This window comes from Rothia amarae, assembly GCF_014705945.2.
GTDB classification, from domain to species: domain Bacteria; phylum Actinomycetota; class Actinomycetes; order Actinomycetales; family Micrococcaceae; genus Rothia; species Rothia amarae.
Map to the genome: position 1 here is coordinate 771,165 of NZ_CP061538.1, position 22,669 is coordinate 793,833.

At 51.3% G+C, this 22,669-nt stretch carries 16 protein-coding genes; 12 read left to right on the forward strand and 4 right to left on the reverse strand.

Annotated elements, in window-relative coordinates:
* Nucleotides 1–92: 92 nt before the first annotated feature.
* Together IDM48_RS03695 and IDM48_RS03700 are read right to left on the reverse strand one after the other, a co-directional pair.
* Entirely contained in the window at nt 93–2,486 is a 2,394-nt protein-coding gene (locus tag IDM48_RS03695) for a P-loop NTPase (protein WP_190618109.1), read from the reverse strand.
* 239 nt (nt 2,487–2,725) lie between these two features.
* Nucleotides 2,726–4,945 carry an NADP-dependent isocitrate dehydrogenase gene (locus IDM48_RS03700; RefSeq protein WP_190618111.1) on the reverse strand — a complete coding sequence of 740 codons (2,220 nt, stop codon included), beginning with the start codon at nt 4,943–4,945 and terminating at the stop codon, nt 2,726–2,728.
* A gap of 193 nt (nt 4,946–5,138) precedes the next feature.
* On the opposite strand from IDM48_RS03700, the gene IDM48_RS03705 reads away from it, so the two are divergent.
* The 4 genes from IDM48_RS03705 to IDM48_RS03725 all read left to right on the forward strand — a co-directional run bounded on the left by IDM48_RS03705 (nt 5,139) and on the right by IDM48_RS03725 (nt 9,844).
* Complete coding sequence (locus IDM48_RS03705; RefSeq protein WP_190618112.1) at nt 5,139–5,528, forward strand: DUF488 domain-containing protein; 390 nt, start codon at nt 5,139–5,141, stop codon at nt 5,526–5,528.
* A gap of 30 nt (nt 5,529–5,558) precedes the next feature.
* Complete coding sequence (locus IDM48_RS11635; RefSeq protein WP_190618114.1) at nt 5,559–6,557, forward strand: TIGR00730 family Rossman fold protein; 999 nt, start codon at nt 5,559–5,561, stop codon at nt 6,555–6,557.
* A gap of 40 nt (nt 6,558–6,597) precedes the next feature.
* Nucleotides 6,598–7,548 (forward strand): VOC family protein, encoded by a 951-nt coding sequence (locus IDM48_RS03720; RefSeq protein ID WP_238398031.1) that lies wholly within the window; start codon nt 6,598–6,600, stop codon nt 7,546–7,548.
* 211 nt (nt 7,549–7,759) lie between these two features.
* Complete coding sequence (locus IDM48_RS03725) at nt 7,760–9,844, forward strand: alpha/beta hydrolase family protein (RefSeq protein WP_202939905.1); 2,085 nt, start codon at nt 7,760–7,762, stop codon at nt 9,842–9,844.
* Between the two features lie 6 nt (nt 9,845–9,850).
* Here IDM48_RS03725 and IDM48_RS03730 read toward each other — a convergent pair whose 3' ends face one another.
* Nucleotides 9,851–10,315 (reverse strand): hypothetical protein, encoded by a 465-nt coding sequence (locus IDM48_RS03730; protein WP_190618118.1) that lies wholly within the window; start codon nt 10,313–10,315, stop codon nt 9,851–9,853.
* Between the two features lie 35 nt (nt 10,316–10,350).
* Between IDM48_RS03730 and IDM48_RS03735 the strand changes: the two genes are divergently transcribed.
* Nucleotides 10,351–11,031, forward strand: a complete 681-nt coding sequence (locus IDM48_RS03735) for a pyroglutamyl-peptidase I (RefSeq protein WP_202939906.1) — start codon at nt 10,351–10,353, stop codon at nt 11,029–11,031.
* A gap of 3 nt (nt 11,032–11,034) precedes the next feature.
* Nucleotides 11,035–11,526, forward strand: a complete 492-nt coding sequence (locus IDM48_RS03740) for a DUF805 domain-containing protein (RefSeq protein ID WP_190618120.1) — start codon at nt 11,035–11,037, stop codon at nt 11,524–11,526.
* A 146-nt stretch (nt 11,527–11,672) separates the two neighbouring features.
* Here the strand turns inward: IDM48_RS03740 and pgi are convergent, their stop codons facing one another.
* Nucleotides 11,673–13,349 (reverse strand): glucose-6-phosphate isomerase, encoded by a 1,677-nt coding sequence (pgi, locus tag IDM48_RS03745; protein WP_190618122.1) that lies wholly within the window; start codon nt 13,347–13,349, stop codon nt 11,673–11,675.
* Between the two features lie 374 nt (nt 13,350–13,723).
* Here pgi and IDM48_RS03750 point away from each other — a divergent pair, with 374 nt between their 5' ends.
* From IDM48_RS03750 to IDM48_RS03775, 6 genes are all read left to right on the forward strand, one after another.
* Nucleotides 13,724–15,649: a BCCT family transporter gene (locus IDM48_RS03750; RefSeq protein ID WP_238398032.1), complete on the forward strand. Its 1,926-nt coding sequence runs from the start codon at nt 13,724–13,726 to the stop codon at nt 15,647–15,649.
* Between the two features lie 358 nt (nt 15,650–16,007).
* Nucleotides 16,008–17,915: a translational GTPase TypA gene (typA, locus tag IDM48_RS03755; protein WP_190618124.1), complete on the forward strand. Its 1,908-nt coding sequence runs from the start codon at nt 16,008–16,010 to the stop codon at nt 17,913–17,915.
* A gap of 94 nt (nt 17,916–18,009) precedes the next feature.
* The gene (locus IDM48_RS03760) at nt 18,010–19,365 is read left to right on the forward strand and encodes a PIG-L family deacetylase (RefSeq protein WP_238398033.1); all 1,356 of its coding nucleotides are present in this window, start codon (nt 18,010–18,012) and stop codon (nt 19,363–19,365) included.
* Nucleotides 19,366–19,509: 144 nt separating this feature from the next.
* Nucleotides 19,510–19,833, forward strand: a complete 324-nt coding sequence (gene fdxA / locus IDM48_RS03765; RefSeq protein WP_068171450.1) for a ferredoxin — start codon at nt 19,510–19,512, stop codon at nt 19,831–19,833.
* 244 nt (nt 19,834–20,077) lie between these two features.
* Nucleotides 20,078–21,163, forward strand: coding sequence for a succinyldiaminopimelate transaminase (dapC, locus tag IDM48_RS03770; protein WP_238398070.1), 1,086 nt, complete (start codon nt 20,078–20,080; stop codon nt 21,161–21,163).
* Between the two features lie 198 nt (nt 21,164–21,361).
* On the forward strand, nt 21,362–22,648 hold the full coding sequence (locus tag IDM48_RS03775; protein WP_151147264.1) for a citrate synthase: 1,287 nt from the start codon (nt 21,362–21,364) through the stop codon (nt 22,646–22,648).
* The last annotated feature ends 21 nt before the right edge of the window (nt 22,649–22,669 follow it).

Here is a 22,669-nt window from a genome sequence, read left to right on the forward strand (position 1 = left end):
ATTTGTGGATTTCACTCTGTATTCTGATACGAGTTAGGTTTTGAAAGTTCGAAAGGGGAACACTAATTTTTCCCTTATAAAATATAACCTTCTTATACTATTATACTATTATTCAATATCCATTTTTCTGCATCAAAAACTTTATCGGCTATTTTAGGATTACCAGAATATTTATATTTCGCTCTTTGAATCACTGATTCCATATTATCTTTAAGCCTAATTCGTTCTGCAACTTCAAGGGGAGGCTTTGATTTTAATAGTTTTAAAGAAAAATCAATAAATACTTCACAGGAATGAGGTGAATTATGTGCTTCCATCGCTATCGGGAGAAGCTCAGATAAAATACTAAGACAGTTTTCAGTTTCTCCTAATTTTTTTCTATTTTGGAAAGATTGGATTAATGATAAATAGTATTTTGCGGTTTTAATTTGAATATCTTCGGGCGATTTTCCTGCTGCCTGATTTAAAAAGGTGTTTGCTTTATGATAATCACCATATGAAGTTTCGAAGCTTCCCCGCTGTAGCCAGAAATGAGATTGAGGGCTTAATATTTCTTCAACGTTCGAGTAAACTTCTCGCCCACCTACTGTTCCCACCAAATTTTGAATGGTATCGTGTTTAATTAATCTAATGTAGAGACGGCCATGCTTAGAGCTACCTGGGTCGATGGGGTCAGACTTTGAATAAAAGAACTTAATAATAGTTGAAACAGCTTTAGGGAGTTTACCTGCTGACTTATAGTATCTTATTGACGACTCTGAAATCACCCGGTGTCTAGCAAGTATTTTAAAATTCTGCATAATTAGAATTCTTGACTTTAACAGCTTTTTCAATGAAGAATCTACTTCCTCAGGTGTGTATTCAGCCATTGCGCCGACCGTAAATATCTCATCGCGTGAGGGCAGATATCCGTCTAACGTCATTGAGAGACACACAAAAATATAAATGAATTCATCTACATTCCTTAACTCTTCACATTCATCCGCAATGATATCATCAAATTTTCTTCCGGATACTGCTTCCTTTAAGCAAACAATTAGTTGTCTATCGGAATCTCTTAAGAATGATTTAAGTTGTTCTTGATGTGATCGCCCTTCGAGTGCACCTAATCGGTGTGCTGCTGCCAGCGCTTTTATAAGATTGGATGCGTCATCTGGAGAAAGTTCATGCAGTATGTGCTTAATCTCAAATAATTGTTTCCTTTCATATTCAAGACCGATATATCGATGATGGCGCATTGCAACAATAATTTTAGTATCATATTCTTTGCATCGATTGAGTATCTGTTCTCCTTGTTCGGAAAATCGATCAAAATCATCAATTAGAATGAAATCTAATTCTTTGAGGCTGTCAAGTATTTCTCCAAATGAGGAGTGTTCACTGGTTTCTGAATCCATCCATCCTATTTTGTATCCTTCTGCGTGGAGTAAAACAGCAATTCTCAATAATGATGTAGTCTTACCAGAACCAGCAGTTCCAAGAATAATAGCAGAGGTTTGCATTCTCTGGATTTTAATAATTAAATCTTTGTCCTGGTCAAATTCGACAGCGTACCCACGGGTTACATCTAAAATAGTTGGCGCATTGCCTAATAAGAAATCTTTAAATGATTCTTTTGTTCTGGACTCTTCCAATAATTCGTTTACCAAAGAGTATGGCAATTTTTTAACTTGATTCTCAGGGTAATGCTCTGGTCGAAGATTGATAATATTTGGATGTAAATATTCTTCATAAAATTCCTCTTCATTGTCATCAATAAATTCGAAGTTCAACTTTTGTAAAGTCTTTCTCTTTGTAATATTGATGTTGGGTGAAACATACCAGGATTTAGGTCGCATTTCCTTTCGATGGGATTGAATCTCTCTTTTTCTTAAGTGGTACCAGAGTGGAGGTTCTTCAAGCTTAGAGCCGATGACTAAGACATGGTTGGTTGATATATCTGTAATAAACTGACTGTAAATAGCACTATCATTTAACATCCTGTCGTTGAAATCATCTACTGTGAATGTGACATTAGGAAAATCATCTATTCTGCCATTTAGATGGATCACATTCAATCTATTACTTTTTAAATTTGCCAATGAATCAGAAAAAGTAGAGATTATATTCATGTGATCCGCTAGCTGATTAGCAATAATATCGGTGCTATCATCAACGTTTAGGGTATAAACAGCTTTCCAAGGAAATTGATACCAAATATTGAATCTTTGTGGCAAGGAATTTGGGTCCACGTGAAATATTTTATCTAATTGCTCCTTTAATCCTATTTTGCTTTCATCTAATGCAAGCTGGAATATTTCTGATAAGGAAGTGCTGTCATCGAAGGGTTCACTTCCGAAAACTAGTGGCCAAATCTCTTTAGCAAGAGATGTTCCAATAGGAAGGTGATCACCATAAAAATCTTTAAGATCTGCTGAAAAACCAGCGCCAGTAATTAAAACTACTTCCCCAGACATTATTTTTTTTATTAATAATTCTTTATTCATTTTTTCCTAGATTATCTAAATATAGAAGTGTGCTTTTTATGGAGTAATAATAGTGTTTCGGCTTGACTATAAGAGGTATTAGGAAATCGGACACAGCAGGCGACAATCAGACTGAGTGTGACGTAAATTGCACTAGCTTTAGGGAAAAGCGGGAGAGAATCTACTTATCGCCCGCTGTGTCTGACTCAAAATTCCATGATCTTTATGGTTAAGCCTGAGAATTTTTATGATAATCTGCTCTATTTGGTTGAAGCCACAATCTCATTCAGCTTTGCCGACGGGCGCATCGCTGCGTCTGCCTTCTCATCTGAGGGTTTGTAGTAGCCGCCCAGCTCAACTGCTGAACCTTGAACGCCGAGCAGCTCGGCGTTGATTGCTTCTTCGTTCTCAGCTAGAGCCTTCGCAATAGGCGCGAACTTCTTAGCCAACTCAGCATTATCCTTCTGGTTAGCCAGTTCCTCAGCCCAGTACTTCGCCAAGTAGAAGTGCGAACCGCGGTTGTCGATCTCGCCTACCTTGCGTGAAGGGGACTTGTTCTCGTTCAAGAAAGTACCGGTTGCCGCGTCCAAAGTATCTGCCAGAACCTGAGCAGCCTCGTTGCCGGTCGTCTTAGCCTGGTGCTCAAAAGAAGCCGCCAAAGCCAAGAACTCACCGAGTGAATCCCAGCGCAAGTGGTTCTCTTCCACAAGCTGCTGAACGTGCTTAGGCGCAGAACCGCCCGCACCGGTCTCAAACAGACCGCCGCCATTAATCAAAGGAACAATGGAGAGCATCTTTGCAGAAGTGCCCAGTTCCAAAATGGGGAAGAGGTCGGTGTTGTAGTCACGTAGCACGTTGCCGGTTACCGAAATAGTGTCCTCGCCCTTACGGATGCGCTCAATCGAGAACTTAGTAGCCTCGATGGGGGAGAGGATACGGATATCCAAACCTTCGGTGTCGTGCTCGGGTAGGTACTTGTTGACCTTCTCAATGAGGTTGCGGTCGTGAGCGCGAGACTCATCCAACCAGAAAACGGCAGGAGTTTCAGACGCGCGGGCGCGAGTCACAGCGAGCTTGACCCAGTCCTGAACAGGGATGTCCTTGGTCTGGCATGCACGCCAGATATCGCCAGCCTGAACGTCGTGTTCAATGAGAACATCACCAGCGGAGTTTACAACCTGAACCTTACCCTGAGTTGCAATCTCGAAGGTCTTATCGTGTGAGCCGTACTCTTCAGCCTTCTGCGCCATCAAGCCAACGTTAGGAACAGTACCCATAGTGGTGGGATCGAACGCGCCGTTCTTCTTGCAGTCATCAATTACTGCCTGGTAGATGCCAGCGTAAGAAGAATCGGGAAGCACAGCCAAGGTGTCCTGCTCTTCGCCGTCCTTATTCCACATGTGGCCGGAGGAGCGAATCATTGCAGGCATGGAAGCATCCACAATGACGTCGGAGGGAACGTGCAGGTTAGTGATTCCCTTGTCAGAGTTCACCATTGCCAAAGCGGGCCCTTCGGTAAAGCCCTTTTCGATTTCTGCGCGTACGCCGTCCTGAATATCAGCGGGTAGGGAATCAATGCCGGAAAGGATGGCGCCCAGACCGTTGTTGCCATTCAGACCTGCGGCTTCAAGCTGCTCGCCGTACTTGGAGAAGAGGGAGGGGAAGAACGCGCGAACCACGTGGCCGAAGATGATGGGGTCAGATACCTTCATCATGGTTGCCTTCAGGTGCACGGAGAAGAGCACTCCGGTTTCCTTGGCAAGAGCAATTTCGTTCTTGAGGAACTCATCGAGTGCTTCAACGTTCATGAAAGTGCCATCGACGATTTCGCCGGCAAGAACGGGTAGCGACTCCTTCAGAACAGTGACGTCGCCATTAGCGGCAATGTGCTGAATCTTCAGAGTATCGTCTGACTTCATCACAACTGACTTCTCGTTATCGCGGAAATCAGCCTTGCCCATGGTGGCAACAGAAGTCTTGGAATCGGCAGACCAAGCACCCATGGAGTGGGGGTTCTTGCGAGCAAAGTTCTTTACAGACAGGGGAGCGCGGCGGTCAGAGTTACCCTCACGCAGAACGGGGTTCACAGCCGAACCCTTCACGCGGTCGTAGCGTGCGCGCACGTCCTTATCTTTCTCGTCCTTGATTTCCTCGGGGTAATCAGGAATCGCGTATCCGGCAGCCTGCAGTTCAGCTACAGCAGCTTTGAGCTGGGGAACCGATGCCGAAATGTTGGGAAGCTTGATGATGTTAGCTTCAGGAGTCTTAGCCAATTCGCCCAGATCTGCCAAGGCATCAGCAACTTTCTGATCCTCTGCCAAGTAATCAGGGAACTGGGCAAGAATACGACCTGCCAGGGAAATGTCGCGGGTTTCTACCTCAATACCGGCGCTTGCTGCAAACGCTTCAACAATGGGCTTGAAGGAATAAGTGGCGAGCAAAGGTGCTTCATCGGTGTGGGTGTAAATAATCTTTGACATTGAGAAACTCTCCCAAAATAGGCGTCTATGTTCTCATCTAGAATACCCTCCTGTGCCTGCCACCACAGAATACTTAGCGTGGAATGAACCTTATCTTTTGTTTTATGACGGTTTGTGAGAGGGGAGCTGGCGTAGCTTTTTGGCTCGTGAGAGGCTGGTAAAGACACCAAGCCGGCAAAACTGAGGAGAAATCATGAAGATTCACATCAAACGCATCTTTGAAGATAAGGCACAGGGTGACGGTACGCGCATTCTCGTGGATCGCATCTGGCCCCGCGGAATCAAGAAAGAAGACGCTGAGATCGACGACTGGGCGAAAGTTCTAGCTCCTTCGACTGAGGCTCGTAAAGACTTCAACCACGACCCCGATAAATTTGAAGAATTCTCAGAGCGCTATGAGCAGGAGCTCGAACAGAGCGACGAAGTGCAGGACTATATCGACAAACTCAAGGCTGACAAGCCCCAAAACCTCACGCTCCTTTTTGCCGCCAAAGATACCGAACATAACCACGCGCTCGTCCTGCAAAAGTATCTGCAAAAACACATCGCTGGAGCCTCTTTGGGTAACCGTCCGAAGGGGTAAAGCTAAACCAGGAGGCATATAGTTAACCCCATGGCTTCATTTATCTGTGTCTCTGCTGTCGTCTTTCGGAACGAATCGGGAGAAGTGCTTACCGTGCGAAAGCGCGGAACAACCGGTTTTATGCTTCCCGGGGGAAAACCCGAAGAGGGAGAGGGGGCCGCAGCTACCGCACTTCGAGAAGTATATGAAGAACTGAACCTCAAACTCACCAAAGACGATATCGAATACATGGGCACCTATGTTGCCCCTGCCCTGAACGAGGCAGGTTTTGAGGTGCGTGCTCACGTTTTCGAATGGCAGCCCGCCGACATGGGATCTTTTGAGATGCTCCGCGACCTGAGCCCTGCCGCCGAAATCGAAGAGGTACTGTGGGTTCACCCTGAAACCGGCGACCACCACAATCAGGCTCCTCTGAATACTGAGTGCGTTTTTCGCAAGCTAGAGAAAATGCCGCTACAAATTGAGGAACCCGCGGCAAAACATAGTCAGCCCCAGAAAGCTTTAGCTGTGTTCTTGGGGTCATCGCAAGGCAATGACCCTCGATTTTCTCAGGTTGCGCGTGAGCTAGGCGGTGCGCTGGCGGAAAACAATATTGCACTGGTCTACGGCGGTGGACGAACGGGTCTCATGGGCGAGCTCGCCAACGGCGCGCACGAGGGTGGCGGCACGGTCTATGGCATTATTCCCCGTTTCATGGTGGAAAAAGAGAAAGCGCATACGGGTATTTCTAACCTGGAAATCGTGCGCGACATGCATGAGCGTAAAGCCCGTATGGCGAGCCTTGCCGATGCATTTGTGGCTCTGCCTGGTGGTCCGGGAACGTTAGAAGAATTCTTTGAGGTGTGGACGTGGAACTATCTGCAGATTCACCGTAAGCCCGTCATATTACTCAACGTTGATGGGTTCTGGGATCCGCTACTTGCCATGATCTCTTCGATGCAGGATGCAGGTTTTGTGAACCCCGTGTATATGGAGAAGCTCAAAGTGGTGGATTCGGTAGAAGGCTTGCTGAATCTCTTGTCAAAATAATACTTGAAGCGTAAAGTAATCAATCAAGAAGAAACTTTACGTGGAAAGTATATCAATGTTTGGTATTAACCAAGAATCTACCCCGACAGAAAACAAGCTCCCCGCTCTGACCACCATGGGCGCCGTGCGTCTGCGCGTCAAAGACATGAACGCCGTCTATGACTTCTATACCAAGGGAGTTGGTCTCTATGAAATCAACTCATCCAACGGTGAAGTGATGCTCGGGCTTGCAGATCACGATGAACAGGGCAACCCCGTTGAGCGAGTCATCTTGATTCTCGAACATGACCCCGAACTGCGCCACCCCTCGCGCACCGACGCCGGTCTGTTCCACACCGCAGTTCTGTTCCCCACCAAGGTAGACCTCTCGAAGTCACTGGTGAGCACCCTCAACAAGTACCAGGAGCTGTACACCGGCGCCGGCGAGCACCTGGTGAGCCAGGCATTCTACTTCGCAGACCCCGAGGGCAACGGCGTGGAACTCTACTGGGACCGCCCCCGCGAGGAATGGACATGGTCAAACGGCGAAGTCCGCATGGACACCCTCTACATTGACCCCATCCAGTTCATCCGTGAAAACCTCACCGAAGAAGAAATCGTGAAGGCTGCTACTTCCACCGATCCACTGGGGCTAACCGGCACCATCGGTCACGTTCACCTACAGGTGGGCGATACCGCCGTCGCTCAGAACTTCTACGTCAAAGCACTGGGCTTTGACCGCACCTTGGGCATGGGCAACCAGGCTCTGTTCGTTTCCGCAGGTGGCTACCACCACCACATGGCAATGAACATCTGGAACTCTCGCGGAGCAGGACCCCGCGACAAGACCCTGGGTCTAGGCATCGTCAATCTGCAGCTCCCCGGCCAGGAATCCATTGCCCAGGCAGCAGACCGCCTCAAATTCCACGGCATCAAGAGCGAATTCGACGGCAACGCACTGCGCGTGAACGACCCCTGGAACAACACGCTGATTCTCAACCCCACAGCATAAAATGGGGCAGAAGTCGAAGAGCTCGGCAAGCACAGCAGTAAGGTGAACTGGCTGGGTCTGGCATGAATCGCCTTTGTGAGCGCTAGCGAACCAGGCGAGAAGGTTAGTTCACCGTTGCTGTGCTTGCCGAGCGGCTAGATTGACAATTAGTGCCCGCCTCACATATTGAGCCGGGCGCGCGTGTTTTGCGGTGGCTCTGTACTCTAGTGCCATGATAGAAAACACTTACTTGGACCAGCTCATCGGGGCTGCACGCATCACCGACCTCACCGCTAACCGCAACGGGGACGTCGTCGCCAGCGTCCGCACGTTATCTTCTGACGGTTCCAAGTACCGCAATCAACTTTTTTCTATGGGCGTGGCGGGGGAGAACTTCTCCTATTGGCCGCTGACTGCCTCTGATTCTGGCGCCCAGCTACTGGCGCTGTCGGCTGCCGGTGAAATTTATTTCAGCCTGGATAAAGAAATCGACGGTGCAGAATTCGACTGCGAAAAGGGCGTCTATAGTCTGCCCCGCCGCGGTGAACCCCAGCTTGCTTTCACTTTTCCGGGCGGAATCGACCATTTAGAGGTGCGTGGCCGCGCATCCGGCGAGCTATTCATCTTCTCTGCCGATGCCGTGGACCGCGATTTTGAAAGCGCAGCTCAGCTTATCGACGATCGCAAGAAGCAGGGCGTGAGCGCTGTATTGCACGATGAATTCCCCACCCGATTCTGGGATAAAGACAAAGGAATCGGCGAAAAGGCGCTGTTCGTCAAAGAACTGGACAAGCGAATTCGCCGCATTGAACTTCCCTCTGGCGTACTCACCGATTTCACGGTGGACCGCACCGGACGCCGTGCGATGGTCAACATTAAACGTGAATTACGCGGTGTGCATGAACGGAACCATATTTTTCTAGTGGACCTCTTCGGTAAAGAAGAAACGGTTCTTCTATGCGAGGGTAACGAGCGAGAATCTTTTGAGGTAGCAAATTTCAGCCCCTCAGACCGCCGTGCTTTCATCTATCGCCACAGTCACTGGTTGCAAGATCAAACCATGAAAGTGGAACTCTGCATCTATGATTTCGAAAAGAAAGAGCTAACTACTCAGCTCTGCGACCAGGATATTTGGGTCACTAAAGCGGTTTGGATTGACGACAATAACTTTGCGGCGGTAGCTGACTATCAGGGTGCTTCAGCTATTTTCCGCTCGGTCGTTGACGGCGAATCCAAGCAACTGACCGACGACCAAAACAACTACTCATCGCTGAATTATTCACGAGGGCGTTTGGTGGCTCTGTGCGATAACCACCAGCAGGCGCCGTATCCGGTGCGGATTAACGACGATACGGGCACGGTGAGCGATTTTCCCGACGCACCGGTGAACAAATTTACCGCTCCCGGGCGTCTAGAAAAACTCACCACCGTGGTGGAAGACGGAACATCCATAACCTCCTGGCTGGCTCTACCTGAACATTCTGACGGACCCTTGCCCCTGGTAGTTTTCGCTCACGGTGGCCCTTGGGGCTCGTGGAATGCCTGGACCTACCGCTGGAATCCCTGGGTATTCACCGAGGCTGGGTTTGCCGTCCTTCTTCCCGATCCCGGTATATCCACCGGCTACGGTCAACAGATGATTGAACGAGGCGGTCACTCTATTGGCGCCGAACCTTATGCCGACATCATGGCGGTCATCGACGACGTCGTACAGCGCGAAGATATTGACGGCGAACGCATGGCGTTTATGGGCGGTTCTTACGGCGGGTACATGACGAACTGGGTAGCCGGTCAGCAGGGCGAAAGGTTTAAGTGCTATGTCACCCATGCTTCGATTTGGAACCAGGAGCACATGTACTTCACCACCGATAACGGTGGGTGGCACGAGTGGATGTGGGAATCGGAGGATAACGTTCGCAATATCTACTCACCACATCAGTTTGCGCAGAATATTCAAGCGCCCATGCTGGTGATTCATGGCGATAAAGACTACCGTGTTCCCATCAGCCAGGCGCACATGCTGTGGTTTGACCTCAAGCGCTATTCATCGCATTTAGACCATAAATTCCTGTATTTTCCCGACGAAGGTCACTGGATTCTGAGACCGGGTAACTCAAAGATTTGGTACCAGACGGTGCTGGCATTTTTGAAAAAGCATGTGATGGGTGAAGAATTTGAGGCTCCACGTTTGTTGGGTAATCCCCACCCTCAGGGGCGGTATCAGAAGCCGGAGGAACAGGTGGTAACGTCCATGCTGCCCATCATTCAGCCGGTTCCTGAATTTTTGCCGGAACATCAGTCTGGCAAGGACGAATAGAGGGGACTAGATGCCGGCGGGGTCGCGGTGTTTGCGATAGTTCTGGAATCTCTTGATGAGGTTGATGGTGGGGGTAATGTGCACAATTAGCCATACGGGCGCTACTACAATCACCAGCATGTAGAGAACTCGGAATAATGAGGACACCGCATCCCCGCCGGTATGCACCACCGACGCCATCCACACCATCAAAGTGAACATTAGTACGGTAGAGACCACAGCGTAGCTCATGCCCCACACCAGTTCTGAGGTGCTGGAATAAGCCCGCGAATTTAGATACAGGTGAAAATACCGATAGATACCCTGAAAAAGATTGGCATCTTCTTGCGCAGGAACACGGGGCTTGTTCTCTGATTGGATGTCCTCATCCTCATCGAAACCATCCACCGATACAGCTCCTAAATCGTCCTGAGTAGGAGCATCATAGGTATAGAGGCGGTTTGAGCGATGGGGCTGTTCAGTTGGAGACATAGGGGTAACTTTACCTAAAGGAAGGAAAGTTCGCAGTGACTCAGAAAGTACCTCAATCCATGCGTGTTTTGCTCACCTACTTTGGCGCTTTTGAGGGTGTGCCGGTGAATCCTACTGATCGGTTGGCTCATGCGGTGCACGCTCACTGTGAGGAGCATCCCGAGTGGGCAGTGGAAGTTATTCTTCAAGAGTTACCCGTTGTCTTTGGTGAGTCGGCACGACGGTTGAATGAAACCATAGCCGCCGAAACACCTGATGCAGTCATTGCCTTGGGTGTAGCGGTGGGGCGGAATAAAGTCAGTTTAGAGCGTGTAGCCATAAACCTGGATGATGCGCGAATCGCAGATACTGAAGGCATTCAGCGCAAAGATTCTCCCATCGTGGCAGACGCACCTGCCGCCTATTTTTCCACGTTGCCCACACGCGCCGTCGTTGAAAAAGCTCAGGCACTAAATTTGCCTGCAGAACTGAGCTATACCGCAGGAACCTACGTGTGCAACCATGTTTTTTATTCGCTGATGCACGCGGTTGCCGGCACAACTATTCCAGCCGGGTTTATCCACGTTCCTGCCTTGGAATTTGAAACAGGACCACAAAACCAACTCGTTGCCCATGTGGACGCCGGGGGAGTAGAAGGCACAGCAATACCTACAATTTCGGTCGAAGAAGCGAAGCAAATTATTACTCTAGCCATCCTAGAAATTTCTGAAAGGTAAACCATGACTCAGAACCACTTTCCGCCACCGACGCCTTACTCGTATGTTCCGCAGCCGCGTCCGTCGGTGTCCTTCAAACAAGCTATGCGCAACAACAAAAGGTACCTGTGGCATTTCAGCGGACGAGCCTCCCGGAGCGAATTTTGGAAGCCCTGGGGACTGTGGGTAGCGGTGTGTATTCTGCCTCTTATCGCGGGTTATATCGGTTGGATAGCGATTGTTTTTAATATGGGCTCACAACCAGGTTCTGCTTTCGCTAGTTTTGTCCTGATTTATTTCTTGGTCTACGCCTTTTTGGTTTTTGCGCTGGGAATTACCTTCACTCTGATGACGCTTTCCCTGGGCTGGCGTAGGTTGCAGGATGCCGGATTCCCCGGCGCTCTGTGGCTGCTAAATTTCATCGGGATTGGCATAGTGCCCTTGGTGATGTGCATGATGCCAGCATCGCCCAACGGGTTGAGCTACGACGGCCCGCAAGACTATAACCGCCCGTAAGTTTAGAGGCTGAAGTTGTAGATACGAAAAGTGACCGGCATCGATGACCGGTCACTTATCTAAGCCACGCCTTTTACGGTACTGCCGCCGGCGCCCCGTCACAACCTCGGCTGTGACGGAGCGCCAGGCGTATACCGTGAAGACTTCTACTTACGTTGAGTGAGGTAGAAACCGATGAGGTTCTGAGTGGAAGAATCTTGTTCAGCGAGAACTTCACGGTCTCCCGCTACAGCAGGTGCTAGCTGTTGAGCGAGCTGCTTGCCGAGTTCCACGCCCCACTGGTCGAAGGAGTCGATACCCCACACAACGCCCTGTACGAAGGTGATGTGTTCGTAGAGTGCAATGAGCTGCCCCAGCACGGAAGGCGTGAGCTTGGACGCCATGATGGACGTCGTCGGGCGGTTCCCGGTAAAGACGCGGGCGGGAACGATTGCTTCATCGGTGCCTTCGGCGCGAACCTCATCTGCGGTTTTGCCAAAGGCTAGTGCTTTCGTCTGGGCAAAGAAGTTTGCCAGGAAGAGCTCGTGAACGTCCTGGTCGCCGTCTTTGGTGGCGTGTACCGGGTTGGCGAACGCAATGAAGTCGGCAGGGATGATGCGAGTTCCCTGGTGGATGAGCTGGTAGAAGGCATGCTGACCGTTAGTGCCGGGTTCTCCCCAGAAAACTTCACCGGTGTTGTAGATAACCGGTTTACCTTCGGCGGTGACTCCCTTGCCGTTGGATTCCATGGTGAGCTGCTGCAGGTAGGCAGGGAAGCGGTGCAGGTACTGGTCATAGGGGAGTACCGCGTGCGTTTCAGCGCCGAGGAAGTTGACGTTCCAAATATTCAGCAGACCCATGAGCGCTGGAACATTTTCTTCAAGAGATGCGGTGCGGAAGTGCTCGTCCATGGCGTGGAAGCCAGCGAGGAATTCTTCAAAGACGTCGGGACCCAGCACAATCGCCAGAGAAGTACCGATGGCTGAGTCGACGGAGTAGCGACCGCCTACCCAGTTCCAGAAACCAAAAGCGTTCTCGGGGTCGATGCCGAAGTCCTTGACCTTATCGAGTGCGGTGGAAACGGCAATAAAGTGGGACGCTACGGCGTCGTTTTCTTCTTTACCGTCGAGCGCACCGTTCTCGCGGAGGGAATCGAGAAGCCACTGACGGCACACTCGGGCGTTGGTGAGAGTCTCTAGCGTTCCGAAGGTCTTTGAAGCCACAATGAAGAGCGTGGTTTCGGGGTCCAAATCAGCTACGGTCTCTGCGGCGTCGGTGGGGTCAATATTAGAGATAAAGCGTGCTTCCAGGCCATCCTGCGCGTAGGGCTTGAGAGCTTCGTAGACCATGACCGGGCCCAAGTCTGAGCCACCAATACCGATATTCACTACGGTTTCAATCTTCTTGCCGGTGATACCGGTCCACTCGCCGGAGCGCACGCGGTCGGCGAAATCGTACATACGACCGAGTACTTCTTGCACATCGGCATCAACGTTCTGACCATCTACCTGAAGTTCTGGGGAAATACCAGAGGGACGGCGTAGCGCAGTATGCAGTACAGCGCGATCTTCGGTCACGTTGATATGTTCGCCGGAGAACATCGCCGCACGGCGTTCATCGAGCTTAACCTCGGCTGCAAGTTTCTTCAGCGATTCGAGAATTTCGGTGTTGATGAGGTTCTTCGAGAGGTCAACGAGCAAATCTGCAGCCTCGAATGTGAAGCGTTCTGCACGCTTAGAATCTTCTGCAAACCAACCGCGCAGATCAGGCTTGAGATTCTTGCTGTGCTCATTTAACTCAGCCCAAGCGGATGTGGTCGTGGGATCAACAATATTTTTAGTCATGGCTCAATTTTCCCACTCGTGTGCCAACGATGCCAGCTCTAGCACAAGATGACGGGCGGGTTTATTCTCCGGGTTACTCCTACCATCAGGGGCAGCCTCGGCAAGCGATCCCTCTCGCCTGCCTCGCTAGCGCTCGCAAAGGCGATTCACGCCAGACCCAGCCAGCTTGCCTCCAGCTGCCCCTGGTTGCCGGTTCCCCCTAAATAAAGAACCCAAGACTCTCTTGTGATTTCTCTCAGCTTGCTTACTTCAATCTGGTAATACGCCGTCAATTTCGTTACGTTAGATAAGGCTATTGTCATCCTTGGGCGGAATTACGCCCAACAACACATCACATTTTATTGGTACGTAACTAGATTCATAAGGTATTTTCTATGGCACATTCACATGCGGCTCCGCCGGGCGATGCCCCTGATATCCGTCACGGCGATATTGACGCACAGGCAGAAGAAAATATGCGCGAGGGTACACTTGCACCCCGCGTTTTCTGGCCAGCTGCTATTATCATGGCTATTTTTATTGGCCTCACCTTGGCTTTTCCCCAAAAAGCAAAAGGTATTTTTGACGCTCTGCAGTCAGACGTCATCTCATATTTTGGCTGGTACTACGTTGCCATCGTTGCCTTCTTTGTAGTCTTTGCGCTCTACCTGGGTTTTTCCCGCATGGGCGATATCAAGCTCGGTAGCGATGACGACAAACCCGCCTACTCGTTCCGAACCTGGTTCGCGTTCCTCTTCGCAGCAGGTATGGGTATTGGTCTAGTTTTCTACGGTGCAACTGAACCGCTGATGCACTTCGTTTCCCCGCGCCCCGGGGTCGATGGAACTCCTGAGCAGGTTGCTCAAGAAGCAATGAGTCAGTCTTACCTACACTGGGGTCTGCACCCCTGGGCGATCTATGTGATCGTTGGTTTGGCTATTGCCTACGCTACGCACCGTCTGAAGCTACCCCTATCTATCCGTTACTCGCTGAAACCACTGCTGGGGGATCGAGTCAAGGGTAAATGGGGCGACGTTATTGATATCGTCGCTCTGGTAGGAACTCTCTTTGGTGTGGCGACCTCCCTGGGCTTGGGTGTGATGCAGATTGCCGCTGGTCTGGGTTTTCTGAACATCCCTGCAGAGGGCAACCTCTGGCTGACCGGAATCATCTTGGTTCTCATGGGCATCACCCTTTTCTCGGTGGTAACCGGTCTTGAAAAGGGCATGAAATGGCTCTCCAACGGCAACTTGATTCTTGCAGCTATTGTTTGTCTTTTCGTTCTAGCAGTTGGTCCCACCATCTTCTTGCTCCGCGAATTCATCGGTTCACTGGGGCACTACTTCCAGAACGTTATTTACATGACCTTCGATACCCTGGCAATGTATGGGGACGACGGTCAGAAATTCCAGGCAACCTGGACTACCTTCTACTGGGGCTGGTGGATTTCATGGTCGCCCTTCGTAGGCATGTTCATTGCGCGTGTTTCTAAGGGTCGTTCGGTCCGTGAATTCGTCGTCGGCGTACTGCTTGTTCCCGCGTTTACTTCCTTCTTCTGGTTCGCTGTGATGGGCGGTACTGCACTTCACCAGGAGCTCTTCGGCGATGTGACTTTGCGCAACGAAGACGGCAGCGTAACCGCTGAAAATGCCCTCTTCCATATGCTGGGCAACCTGCCCGGTGGCGTCGTCCTCACCATTGGCGCGGTAATTTTGATTACCGTATTCTTCGTAACCTCCGCTGACTCTGGCGCGCTGGTTCTGGGCATGATTTCCACCAACGGTTCACCCGAACCCAAGACATGGATTCGCGTGTTCTGGTGCTTGGTTGCTGCCTTTACAGCAATCGCCCTGATCTGGGCAGGCGGCACAGATTCCCTGTCAGCTATCCAGACGGTAGCGATTTTGACGGCAATCCCGTTCTCCCTCGTCATTCTGATGATGTGTGTATCGCTCTACAAGGCACTGAGCTTTGAACACAAGCTCTTTATCCGCGCTCAGCGTCGTAATGCTCGTGAAGAAATCGCTCTTGAGCTACGCGATAATCTTGGTGAACAGGTTGATGAGATGGTTGCTTCCGGTGTGGACCGCCGTCTGGCAACAGCAGTGGATGAAGCAGTTGAAGAAGCAGTGGACGCCAAGGTCGAGCGAAAGGTTAACCTCGCCGTCAACGAAAAACTCGATGAACGGGTTGAATCCGCAGTTGCTTCCACCGTGGACGAAGTTGCTTTCCAGGTGCAGGCAAACACCGTTGCAATCCAAGAGCTGAAAGAAAACTCTTCTGGTTCTGAATCAGCAAGCAACGGACCCTGGGATAAGTAGCTGTTTAAGTGGCGCCTTAGCGTGGCACAGCGGGCGGCAAGCTGGCTGGGCCTGGCATGAATCGCATCAGTGAGCGCCAGCGAACCCATACGAGAAGGATTGCTTGCCGCCGCTGTGTCAGGCTATAGAGCGCAAATAAGCGGTGCATCTCCTCGCCAGTTGTGGCAGGAGATGCACCGCTTTGCTATATCTCCTAGGTTAAAGAATTATTGGGAGGTTCATCACCGCATTACCTTGTTTTAGCGTTCTAACGCGTATAGTTGCTAGCAAGCCCTCACCCGCGAGTGCTCATTTCCTATGCACAGAATCCGGGTTATTGGGCAGTAACACTCCCTAGACTTAAGCGAGATTTATACGCATGTCAGAAAACACAGCTTCACGTAGCGATTTGCGCAACGTAGCAATCGTGGCGCACGTTGACCACGGTAAGACCACCATCGTTGACGCAATGCTAAAGCAGACCAACGCTTTCTCCACTCACGGAGACGTTGAAGATCGTGTCATGGACTCGGGCGACCTTGAAAAAGAAAAAGGTATTACCATCCTGGCAAAGAACACCACAGTGTTCTATGAAGGTCCCTCGGCCAATGGTGAAGCAATCACCATTAACGTGATCGATACTCCCGGCCACGCCGACTTCGGTGGCGAGGTTGAGCGCGGTCTTTCCATGGTTGATGGCGTCGTTCTGCTTGTTGACGCATCGGAAGGCCCCCTTCCTCAGACTCGCTTCGTGCTCCGTAAGGCACTTGCAGCAAAACTCCCCGTTATCCTCGTGGTCAACAAGGTTGACCGCCCCGACGCTCGTATTGAAGAAGTCGTTGGCGAGACCATGGACCTTCTTCTGGGCTTGGGCTCTGACCTCGCAGATGAGGTTCCCGACCTTGACGTCGACGCCCTCTTGGACGTTCCCGTTGTGTACGCATCAGGTAAAGCTGGTGCGGCATCCTTGAACCAGCCTGCTGACGGCGGCTTGCCCGATAATGATGATCTGGAGCCCCTGTTCCAGACCATTCTTGAGCACGTTCCTGCTCCTACTTATAACCCCGATGAGGTTTTGCAGGCGCACGTTACTAACCTTGACTCCTCACCCTTCCTCGGTCGTCTTGCGCTACTGCGTATTTTCAACGGCACCTTGCGCAAGGGCCAGACCGTAGCTTGGGTACGCCAGGACGGTCAGACCAAGAACGTTCGTATCTCCGAACTTCTGGCAACCAAGGCACTTGAGCGCGTTCCTGCTGAATCAGCTGGCCCCGGTGAAATCGTGGCAGTTGCGGGTATCGAAGACATCACCATTGGTGAAACTTTGACTGACCCCGAGAACCCCAAGCCGCTGCCTTTGATTACTGTGGACGATCCCGCGATCTCTATGACCATTGGTATTAACACCTCACCTCTTGCAGGTCGTGTTAAGGGCGCGAAGGTAACCGCTCGTCAGGTGAAAGATCGCCTGGACAAAGAACTCATCGGTAACGTTTCTTTGAAGGTTCTTCCCACCCAGCGCCCAGACGCTTGGGAAGTTCAGGGTCGTGGCGAACTTGCTTTGGCTATTTTAGTGGAGCAGATGCGCCGTGAAGGCTTCGAGCTCACCGTAGGTAAGCCTCAGGTAGTGACCAAGACTATTGACGGCAAGATTCACGAACCTATGGAACATCTCATTATTGACGTTCCCGAAGAGTACCTCGGCGCTGTGACTCAGTTGCTTGCTGGTCGTAAGGGCAGCATGTCCGGTATGACCAACAACGGCACCGGCTGGGTTCGCATGGAATTTGATGTGCCCGCTCGTGGCCTGATTGGTTTCCGCACTCAGTTCTTGACTGATACTCGTGGCGCAGGCATCTCGTCGTCCTACTCCATCGGCTACGAGCCGTGGGCAGGCGACATCGAATACCGCACCAACGGCTCACTGGTAGCTGACCGTGCCGGTGTTGTGACTCCTTACGCCATGATTAACCTGCAGGAACGCGGTTCGTTCTTCGTGGAACCCACGACTGAGGTTTACGAAGGCATGATCGTTGGCGAGAACTCCCGTGCAGATGACATGGAAGTTAACATCACCAAGGAAAAGAAGCTCACTAACATGCGTAGTGCTTCTGCAGATAACTTCGAAAACCTTACTCCTCCCAAGAAGCTCACTTTGGAAGAGTCCCTAGAATTCGCTCGTGAAGACGAGTGCGTTGAGGTTACTCCCGAAGCTATCCGTATCCGCAAGGTTACGTTGGACGCTAACGAGCGCGTGCGCGAGTACCGCCGCCGTCACCGCGCCTAATCACTTAGCTGGCTCTTTGAGCCGGTAAACTTTCAGGGGACTGCCGTAAGGTGGTCCCCTGAGTTTTATGTTGGTCTTCTTTCAGGAGTATCTTTTGACGAGTCAGTCAGCGCCGCAGCAGCCGGCGGTTCCAGAGAATCAGCCTTATTACCCTGAACAGGGTAATTTTGTGGCTGCTCACGCGGTGTATTCTCTTTTGCCTGCGGGAGTAGATGCGCAGAATGCTCGCGTCTTATTTATTCACGCGCATCCGGATGACGAATCGACGTCTACCGGCGCCACTATGGGTGCACTCGCTGAAGAGGGCGCTCAAGTAGATTTGCTGACTCTCACGCGTGGCGAGATGGGTGAGGTAATTCCTGAGGACCTCAAACATCTTGAAGCCGCGCACCCGGGCACCACAGATTTTGGGGCAGCGCTGGGAGAGTATCGCGCGCAAGAGCTGGCTCAGGCGCTCGTTGCCCTCGGCGTAGATCGTCACTTTTTTCTGGGGCAGGACGTCGCCGCTGTTCCGGGCGGGCGGAAATTTTTCCGGGATTCGGGCATGGTGTGGGGTGCTGACGGTCGCGCTGCCGCTAACCCAGACGCCGCCCGAGACTGCTTGACAGCGCTAAATCTAGAAGAAGAAGCGTCAGGAATTGCTGCGGTGATTCGTGCACGCCGCCCGCACGTAGTGGTGACTTACGATCACGGTGGTGGTTACGGCCATCCCGATCATTTGCGGACCTATGAGGCGAGCATGAAGGCGCTTGAAATGGTAGCTGGTTCGGACGCCGAACCACTGTTGGTCTGGGGACTGGAAGGCGAAGCTGATCCAGCAGATACCCGCCAGCAGGCTGTCATCCAGGGTTCGCTGATGCGCAAACGTGCTGCTATGCAAGCGCATCGTACACAAATCATTGTGGTGGATGATGAGACTTTTCAGTATTCCAACCTTGTACCGCAAAAGATTTCTGCGCGGGAAACCTACCGCCTCTTGCAGAGCAAGGTTCCAGAACACACGATGGAACTTAATTCGCTGGGCGGTAACGGTCCTCTCTCCAGCCGGAACGCTGATATTCATCCCAGCGTAGGGAATTCTGTACTGACAGGTATCGCTTTGGGGCTGCTCGTAGGTTTCATTGGGACGATGTACCATGCGTCCATTTGGTACATTAATGAATCCTTTTACATTCCCTGGGGCGCGTTGTTGGCACTCATTTTGGTGTTCTCTGCGGCCACTTGGAATTCCCTTCGCGCCGGAAGAAACTGGGCTGGCTCGCTGGTAGGGATTATTACTTTCTTGGTAATTGCACTCTTTGCATTTGCCAAGCCCCATTCGATTTTGGTGCTCGTCAATCCGGCGGTACCGGTGGGGGTCGCGGGAACTATGTGGATGCTTGGTTCTTTAGCCGCGACTATCGTTTCTAACGTCTGGGTGAACCGTTTGCGGTATCGAGCGCACAGATAAGCTGAGCCCATCCCCGGTTTTCTGCTGTCAGCTACACCACTAAACTATTTACCTGATGTTGTTCAGGGCTACCATTGAATAAGGTTTCAAAGCGCACACTGATTCTTTACGTGCGTAGCTCACTTGCCCAGAAAGGCCCACCGCATGACTTACGTTATTGCCCAGCCTTGCGTTGATGTCAAAGACCGCGCTTGCGTTGAGGAATGCCCCGTTGACTGCATCTACGAGGGTGAACGCACCCTCTACATTCACCCTGATGAATGCGTAGACTGCGGTGCGTGTGAACCCGTATGCCCCGTAGAAGCAATTTACTATGAGGACGACGTTCCCGAGCAGTGGGAAGAGTACACTCAGGCAAACGTCGATTTCTTTGACGATCTCGGTTCGCCCGGTGGCGCGGCTCGCCTGGGCAATACCGGCAAAGATGTCGACTGGATTGCAGCTTTGCCCAAGCAGAATCAGAGCTAAATTTCATGGCGAGAACTCCCTACAGCTAAAGCTGTGGGGAGTTTTTTTAGATGGAGTTGTTCCAGGTGAAATGCGGAACAGCGAGGGTGCTCGTCTTTTAGCTGACAACTTAGTGCAGTGGCTCGTTGCCGTCATAAAATCGGAGATTTGATCCCAGAACACCTAGAATAAGTGACAAGATTCCCCACGTTAGGACACCACTGTGAGCTTTGGTCTTGAACTGCCCGATTATCCCTGGGACCGCATGGCCCCCTATAAAGCGAAGGCTGAAAAACACCCTGATGGATTAGTCAATCTGTCCATTGGCACGCCGGTAGATCCCACCCCTGAAACGATTGGTAAAGCATTAGCTGCTGCAACTGATGCTCATGGCTATCCCACGACACACGGCACTGTAGAAGTTCGTCAGGCAATTGTGAATTGGTTTGCTCGACGACGCAACGTGCCCGGTCTTTCGGTAGAGCAGGTCATGCCTACGGTAGGTTCCAAAGAACTGGTGGCATGGTTGCCTTTCCTATTGGGGCTGGGGGAGGGCGACGTCGTCATGCGACCGACCGTTGCCTACCCTACCTACGATATTGGTGCTCAGCTGGCAGGGGCAGACCATGTAGCGGCGGACCATCTGGAAGATTTAGATGAAGAAACCCGTTCGCGAGTAAAACTCATCTGGGTCAATTCACCGGCAAACCCCACCGGTATTGTGCGCCATAACAAGGACCTCAAAAATCTAGTGGACCAAGCGCGAGCACTGGGCGCAGTAGTGGCATCGGATGAATGCTATGCCGAGCTAGGCTGGGGCGAATGGGATGTGCAACAGGGCGGTAAGCCTGTGCCTTCCATCCTTGACCCGGAAATCAGTGGCGGAACTCAGGATCTCCTGTTCAGTGTTTATTCGCTCTCCAAACAGTCTAATTTGGCAGGCTATCGAGCGGCTTTCATCGCGGGCGATCCCGCGATTATGCCTAATCTGATTAATTCTCGTAAGCACGCGGGAATGATTGTTCCTGCACCCATCCAAGCGGCAATGGTAGCAGCACTTTCTGACGATACGCACGTCCAGGGGCAGAAGGATCGCTACCGACGACGTCGCGAACTTCTCCTACCTGCAGTGGAGAAATTTGGTCTAAAAGTTGAGTACTCAGAAGCGGGGCTTTACCTCTGGGCGACGGCGGGAGAGGACACCTGGCGCACCGTTGACCGTTTCGCAGAAAAGGGCATATTGATTGGCCCCGGCGTGTTCTACGGCGAGCAAGGCGAAGGGTTCGTACGTATTGCGCTCACTGGAAGTGATGCAGATATCACCGCCGCAGCACAGCGTTTGAGTAAATAATCGCTTCATATTGGGTCAAACAGCGTGAAATCATGTCAGAAACACTTTATCGATGTGACCGTGGACATGAATCCGAGTAACCTATAATCAAGATCATTTGTTTGCTCCGCCTATTGCATATCTTGCACCAACCCCGGTGGCGCGCTCAACGCAGTAAGCGGAGCAAATATTTGCTCCAACACACGGAGGAAAATTTTTATGACTAACGCCAAAGACGCTGAACTCTCCTACGGAGAGAAAAAACTTACCCTTGAGCACATTGACTCAACGGAAGGCAACGGTGCGTTTAACGCCGCCGGTTTGCTCAAAGAAACCGGGCGCGTTGCCTACGACCCCGGGTTCATGAACACCGCCAACGCAAAATCAGCAATCACCTACATCGACGGCGATGAAGGTATTCTGCGCTACCGCGGTTACCCCATCGACGAACTGGCAGAGAAATCAAACTTTGTTGAAACCGCATATCTGCTGATTTACGGAAACCTTCCCTCTGCATCAGAGTACGAAGAATTTGAAACCATGATTCGTCGCCATACTATGGTGCACGAGGATTTCAAGACCTTCTTCGATGGTTTCCCCCGCGACGCGCACCCCATGGCCGTGCTGGCTGCATCAGTCTCTGCCATGTCGACCTTCTATTCTGACTCGCTGGATCCTTTTGATGACCGCCAGGTAGAAATCTCCACTTTCCGCTTGCTCTCCAAGGTACCCACCCTTGCCGCTTATGCCTTCAAGAAGTCTAAGGGCGAGCCGTTCATGTACCCCCAGAACAAGCTTAACTATGCAGAGAATCTGTTGCAGATGTGCTTCGGTTTCCCCACCGAGGAATACGAAGTTGACCCTGTGATGGCGAAGGCACTCGATACCCTCTTGCTTCTGCACGCTGATCACGAGCAGAACTGCTCGGCATCCACCGTACGCTTGGTGGGTTCGGCTCACGCCAACATCTTCACTTCAATCTCAGCGGGCATTAACGCCCTCTATGGCCCCCTACACGGTGGTGCCAACGAAGCTGTTCTGAACATGCTCCGTAAGATTCAGGCTGAAGGAATTGAGCCTGAGCAGTTTATGGAAAAGGTCAAGAACAAAGAAGACGGCATCCGCCTCATGGGCTTTGGCCACCGCGTCTACAAGAACTACGATCCGCGCGCTCGCATCATTAAGAAGACCGCTGACGAGGTTCTGGAACAGATGGGTAGCAATAACGAGCTACTCGACATCGCGCGCCGCCTTGAAGAAAAGGCTTTGGCGGATGATTACTTCATCGAGCGTAAGCTGTACCCCAACGTGGACTTCTATACCGGCATGATCTACAAGGCGATGGGCTTCCCTGAAGAAATGTTCACTGTTCTCTTCGCCCTGGGGCGAATGCCCGGCTGGATTGCTCAGTGGCGCGAAATGATTCAGGACCCTGAAACCAAGATTGGACGCCCCCGACAGGTTTACATTGGTGAAGGACTGCGCCACTACCCGGGTGCTAAATAGCCTTCAAAACGAATAAAAAAG